Consider the following 5,550-nt stretch of genomic DNA (forward strand, 5'->3'; position numbering starts at 1 on the left):
CGAGCGGCGCGCGCACGCCGGCGGAGCCGAGGACGGGGTCGACCAGCCGGCGGCGGCGCCGGCGGCGCGCCCCCGCCGGGGCCGGCGCGAGGCGGCGGACCGGCCCGGGCGCCCGGCGCGGGTCGCCGGTGGCGCGGGGGGGGAGCCCGAGCGGGGTGCGCAGGGCCGTCGTGGGGGGCAAGGCGGCGTCCGCGGACGCCGCATCGCCCGCTACGACGGCCCTGCGCACCACGTTCGGGCTGCCCCCCGGCGACACCGGCGACCCGGGCGCGGCGCCGGGGCCGGTGAGCGAGTCCGCGCGGTACCTGGAGTGGGCGCGCCGCCGGGTCCGCCGCGGACTGATCACCGCGATCGTCGTCCCGGCGGCGCTGCTGGCGCTGCTGGGCGCCGTGATGGCCGGCCACCACGTCTACGTCACGCTGAACTCGGTGCTGGAACCCGCCGACTACCGCGCCCTGCGGATCGGCGCCGACCAGGCGGACGCCGAGCGGACGCTGCCGGCCATGCAGACGGCCGGGACCGGCGTCGTCCGCGCGACGGTGCCCGAACCGCCGGGCGCCGCCTGCCGCTACTACAGCCCGGAGGCCAACCTGCTGGGCACCGAATGGGTCTACCGGCTGTGCTTCGCCGACGGACGCCTCATCACCAAGGACGCCTACAGCACCTCGGTGCTGTCGCGGCGGCTCGACGAACGAAGGGGAACCCCGTGATCCGCGTACTGCTCGCCGACGACGAGGCCATGATCCGCGCCGGGGTGCGGGCGATCCTGGCCGCCGATCCCGGGATCGAGGTCGTCGCCGAGGCCGCCGACGGGCGGGAGGCCGTCGAGGGCGTGCTGGCGCACCGTCCCGACGTCGCGCTGCTGGACATCCGCATGCCGCGGCTGGACGGGCTGGCCGCCGCGGAGGAGCTGCGCCGCGCCGCGCCCGGCACGGGGATCGTCATGCTGACCACCTTCGGGGAGGACGAGTACATCGTCCGGGCGCTGTCGGGCGGCGCGGGCGGGTTCCTGCTGAAGTCGGGCGACCCGCACGAGCTGATCGCGGGGGTGCGGGCGGTCGCGGACGGCGCGGCGTACCTGTCGCCGAAGGTGGCGCACCGCGTCATCGGGGAGCTGCGCGGCGGCCGCATGTCGCAGGAGGCCCGCGCCCGGCGCCGCATCGCCGACCTGACGCCGCGGGAGCGGCAGGTGCTGGCGCTGGTGGGCGCCGGGCTGTCCAACGCCGAGATCGCCCAGCGGCTGCACGTGGTGGAGGGCACGGTGAAGGCGTACGTGTCGGCCATCCTGACGCGGCTGGAGGTCAGGAACCGGGTGCAGGCGGCGATCGTGGCCTATGAGGCCGGTCTGGTCGACGGGGCGCCCGCCGTCGCCGGCAGCGCGTCCCCCACACTCTTCAGCAGGTCGGAGCGGGCGTTGGCCAGGGACATCGGCACCACCATCAGGAACAGGAACGCCGTGGTGAGGGTGGCCGCGGCACTGCGCAGCACCGCCGCGACACCCGTCATCAGCAGGCTCGTCAGCGCCAGGTACGCCCCCGCGGCCAGGGCGTCCCGCACGAGACCGCCCGCCTCCAGACGGCCCCACTCGCCCAGGACCGGCGCACTGATCGCGGCACCGGCGAGGACCAGGACGACCCCGGCGGGCAGCGTCACGGCCGCGACGACGGACGCCTTGGCCGCCAGCATCCGGCCGCGCAGCGGCACACACTGCAGCGTCGTGCGGACGCTTCCGGTGGCGTACTCGCCGGTGACGGCCAGGATCGCCAGAGCCAGCACCACGAACTGCACCAGGTCGATCGCGCCGACCGGGATGTCGGACACCGCGACCGCCCCGGGCGGCTCGACGCCGGGCTGCCCGGAGGTGTTGTCCGTCGCGGTGTCGGTCGCCAGGATCACGCAGAACACGCCCATCATGGCGACCGCGCCCGCCAGGTTCCACCAGGTGGACCGCACCGACCACAGCTTGATCCACTCGGCGGCGAACGCCCCGCGGAACCCGCCGCCCGCACCCGGCCGGGCCCGCCCGTCCACGGACCGGACCGCACCCGCCCCGGCCGTCGCCCGGCCGATCGTCGCGCCAGCCGTCGCGCCGGCCGTCGCGCCGGTCGTCGTGTCCCGGGCGGTCATCGCGCCGTCACCTCCGCGCCGGGCGCGGCGTCGTACTCGACGCTCGAGCCGGTCAGTTCCATGTACGCCTCCTCGAGCGACGCCCGGACGGTCGTCAGCTCGAACAGCGGCAGCCCGGCGGCGTGCGCGACCGTCCCGACCTGCTCCGCCGACGCCCCCGACACCAGCAGCTCGCCCTCGTCGCCCGGCCGCACCCGCGCCCCCTCCGGGCCCAGCCCGGCCGTGATCCGCGCGGCGAGGTCGCCGGCGCGCGGGCCGCGCACCCGCACCGTGTTCCGCGAACTCGCGGCGATCACCTCCGAAACCGGCGCGTCCGCGAGGAGGCGGCCCTTCCCGATGACCACCAGCCGGTCCGCGGTCAGCTGCATCTCGCTCATGAGGTGGGACGAGACGAACACGGTGCGGCCCTCGGCCGCCAGCGACCGCATCAGCCGCCGCACCCACAGCACCCCGTCGGGATCGAGGCCGTTCACCGGCTCGTCGAACAGCAGCACCCCCGGATCGCCCAGCAGCGCCCCGGCGATGCCCAGCCGCTGGCTCATCCCCAGCGAGAACGTCCCGGCGCGCCGCCCGGCGACCGCCTCCAGCCCCACGGCCGCCAGCACCTCCTCGACACGCCGCACCGGGATGCCGTTGGAGGCCGCCATCGCCAGCAGGTGCCGCCGCGCCGACCGCCCGGGGTGCACGGCCTTGGCGTCCAGCAGCGCCCCCACCTCGCGCAGCGGACGCGGCAGGTCCCGGTAGGCGCGGCCGCCGATGAGCGCCTCACCGGACGTGGGGCGGTCCAGGCCCAGGACCATCCGCATCGTCGTGGACTTCCCCGCCCCGTTCGGGCCGAGGAACCCCGTCACCCGCCCCGCCGCGACGTCCATCGTCAGGCCGTCGACGGCGGTGCGGCCGCCGTACCGTTTCGTCAATCCCCGCACAGTGATCATCGCGTCTCCCGATCCGTGTTCACCTGCACGAACCTAGGAGCCGGGGGAGGGGCCGAGCAGTGCGCGAACGGCACCGGCGTCCCCCCACTTTCGTCAATCTCCGGACCCGCGGCCGCAATCGCCGCCGAACCCCGGACACGCCCCCCGGACATGCAGACGGGCCGCCCCCGCGACGCTTCCACGCCGCGGGAACGGCCCGTCAAGAACACAGGGACCACCGCGACCACCCCCGAGGGGCCGCAGCGGTCACCCGCGCGCGAGGATCAGGGGCGCGGCTCCCGCCGCGGCACCACGCCGCCCATGACGTCCGGCATCGTGACCGCCGAATCCACCCGCGGCCCCGCGCCCGGATCCACCGCCGCCCCCGCCGGAGACGCGGCGGCCCCGGCGACGGCACCGCCCGGCACCGGCCCACCGGCGACACCCGCCGCAGCAGCGGCGGCCGCCGGACGCGGACCCAGCAGCGCCGCACCGACCGGCACACCGCGCAACGCCTCCACCAGCGGCGCCGCCACCCACATCAGCACCAACGCCACGACCGGCGCCGCCACACACCCCAGCACGAACCCCGCCGCGACATCGTGCGGATAGTGCACGCCCACGAACACCCGCGAGAACGCCATCAGCAGCGCCAGCGGCAGCACGACCGGGGCCATCGCCCGCCACGCCACCACCACCGCCGCAGCCGACGCCGCCGCGATCGTCGCGTGGTTGCTGGGGAACGACCAGTCGCCCGGAGCCGGGCACTCCACGATGTTCATCGCGCCCGCCACCGCACGGCACGGACGCTCCTCCTCGATGAAGGTCTTGGACACCTCGCTCACCAGGTACGCCGCGACCACCGCGAACGGCGCCGCCAGCGCCAGCCCCATCGCCCGCGCGTCCGCGCCGCGCGCCCGCCACCAGCCCGCCACGAACAGCGCGGCGAACAGCAGCAACCCCGCGTCCGTACCGATCTCGGCCACCGTGTGCACCCATGACGGCGTGCCGTGCGCGAACTCGCTGATCTCCCGGTAGAGATCCGCGCTGAACTCTGGCGCCTGCATCCTCTCCCTCTCCACATCGACGCGATCCGCTCCACGGGTCAGACCCCTCGCGGACCGCGAAAGTTCACCCTACGGTCACCCGAAAGGAAAGCGTGTCACGTCGGACGATCACGCACCGGGAAAAGTCCCCACACGAGGCGTATCCGCGGAATCCCGCCCGCCCTCCGCACCGTCCGCGCCGCCCGGCACGGGGGAAACGGCGGACGCGCGGCGCCGACGCACCACGAAACGGACGGCCTCCACCACCGCCGTCACCGTCAGCGCCAGCCCCAGACCCACCGCGACGCCCTTGATCGGATCATTCTCGAACGCGACCCCGCCCACATACCCCAGCAGCGCCCCGTACAGCGCCCACGACACCGCCGCGATCGAAGCGAACATCGAGAACGAGCGCAGCGGATACCCGACCGCGCCCATCGTCATCGTCACGGCCGTCCGCCCGCCCGGCACGTACCGCGCCACCACCAGGATCAGCCCGCCGCGCTCGGCCAGCGTCCGGCCCGCCCACGCGAACGCGCCGTGCCGCCGCGTCCCCGGCCGCAACCGCCGCTCCAGCCGCCCTCCCGACAACCGCCCCACGGTGAAGGAGACGTGGTCGCCGATGAACGCGCCCGCCGCCGCCAGCGCAACGACCGGCACCAGGTCCGGCTGCCCCGCCGACGCCGCGTACACGCCCGCCGTGATGACCGTGCTCTCGCTCGGCACGACCGGGAAGAACCCGTCGATCACCGCCACCGCGAAGAGCACGAGGTAAAACCACGGCGAGGTCACCGCCGTATGCACCAGTTCCGTTACACCGTCCATGCCACGACGCTAGAAACCGGGCACCGCCCCGGGCATCGGCCGAACGACCAACACCACCCCCCACTTTCGGCAGTACCCGCCCCGCCTCACGGACGAGCCGACCGGCCGGCACCGCGCCGCCCGGCACCGCCCCACCCGCGCCATGATGGACACCCGCCGAACCAGGGGAGGGGCATGACCACGCCACCGGCCGCACCCGCCGAACCGCACACCCACCCGACCGCCGAACACGACGCACGCCCCCTGCGCTGGCTCACCGCCTGCGCACTCCTCTACGGCCTCACCCACCACATCGGCTTCGGCCTCGCCGGGCTCGGCACCATCGGCCACACCCGCTGGGCCGACTGGGCCGACATCCTCACCCCCTACGCCGTCCTGCTCACCGCCGCCGCCGCGCTCCACACCGCCCGCGCCGACCGCACCGCCTGGATCCTCTACCTCACCGGCGCCATCACCTACGTCGAAGGACACGGCATCCACCTCGCCGCCAACTCCGTCGGCAACGACACCCCCGGCCTCCCCGTCGTCCACCTGTGGGACGAAGTCGCCGGCCACTACATCTGGTACGCCGGAACCGCCCTGGTCGCCGCCGCCCTCACCCGCGGGCTCGCCCACCGAACTCGGCTGGATCTGACGAC

At 75.2% G+C, this 5,550-nt stretch carries 7 protein-coding genes and 1 pseudogene; 3 read left to right on the top strand and 5 right to left on the bottom strand.

Annotated features, from left to right (window positions below):
• Nucleotides 1-181 (bottom strand): hypothetical protein (locus DMH08_RS42200; protein WP_233618061.1); only part of this gene is annotated, 181 nt, incomplete at its 3' end.
• On the opposite strand from DMH08_RS42200, the gene DMH08_RS38200 reads away from it, so the two are divergent.
• Together DMH08_RS38200 and DMH08_RS38205 are read left to right on the top strand one after the other, a co-directional pair.
• Entirely contained in the window at nt 171-710 is a 540-nt protein-coding gene (locus tag DMH08_RS38200) for a hypothetical protein (RefSeq protein ID WP_233618062.1), read from the top strand. The genes DMH08_RS42200 and DMH08_RS38200 overlap by 11 nt on opposite strands.
• Nucleotides 707-1,354 (top strand): annotated as a pseudogene (locus tag DMH08_RS38205) (response regulator); the annotation flags it as partial. The gene DMH08_RS38200 and the pseudogene DMH08_RS38205, both read left to right, overlap by 4 nt.
• Here the strand turns inward: DMH08_RS38205 and DMH08_RS41295 are convergent.
• From DMH08_RS41295 to DMH08_RS38220, 4 genes are all read right to left on the bottom strand, one after another.
• Entirely contained in the window at nt 1,333-2,127 is a 795-nt protein-coding gene (locus tag DMH08_RS41295) for a hypothetical protein (RefSeq protein ID WP_199748212.1), read from the bottom strand. The pseudogene DMH08_RS38205 and the gene DMH08_RS41295 sit on opposite strands and share 22 nt — an antisense overlap.
• Nucleotides 2,124-3,062, bottom strand: coding sequence for an ABC transporter ATP-binding protein (locus tag DMH08_RS38210; RefSeq protein WP_125621112.1), 939 nt, complete (start codon nt 3,060-3,062; stop codon nt 2,124-2,126). The genes DMH08_RS41295 and DMH08_RS38210 overlap by 4 nt, the downstream gene beginning before the upstream one ends.
• Before the next feature lie 263 nt (nt 3,063-3,325).
• Nucleotides 3,326-4,108, bottom strand: coding sequence for a phosphatase PAP2 family protein (locus DMH08_RS38215; protein ID WP_125621114.1), 783 nt, complete (start codon nt 4,106-4,108; stop codon nt 3,326-3,328).
• Between the two features lie 108 nt (nt 4,109-4,216).
• Entirely contained in the window at nt 4,217-4,912 is a 696-nt protein-coding gene (locus DMH08_RS38220; protein WP_125621116.1) for a DedA family protein, read from the bottom strand.
• 174 nt (nt 4,913-5,086) lie between these two features.
• Here DMH08_RS38220 and DMH08_RS38225 point away from each other — a divergent pair.
• A partial coding sequence (locus tag DMH08_RS38225) for a hypothetical protein (RefSeq protein ID WP_148108651.1) occupies nt 5,087-5,550 on the top strand: 464 nt, incomplete at its 3' end.

Source organism: Actinomadura sp. WAC 06369 (assembly GCF_003947565.1).
GTDB lineage: Bacteria > Actinomycetota > Actinomycetes > Streptosporangiales > Streptosporangiaceae > Spirillospora > Spirillospora rifamycini.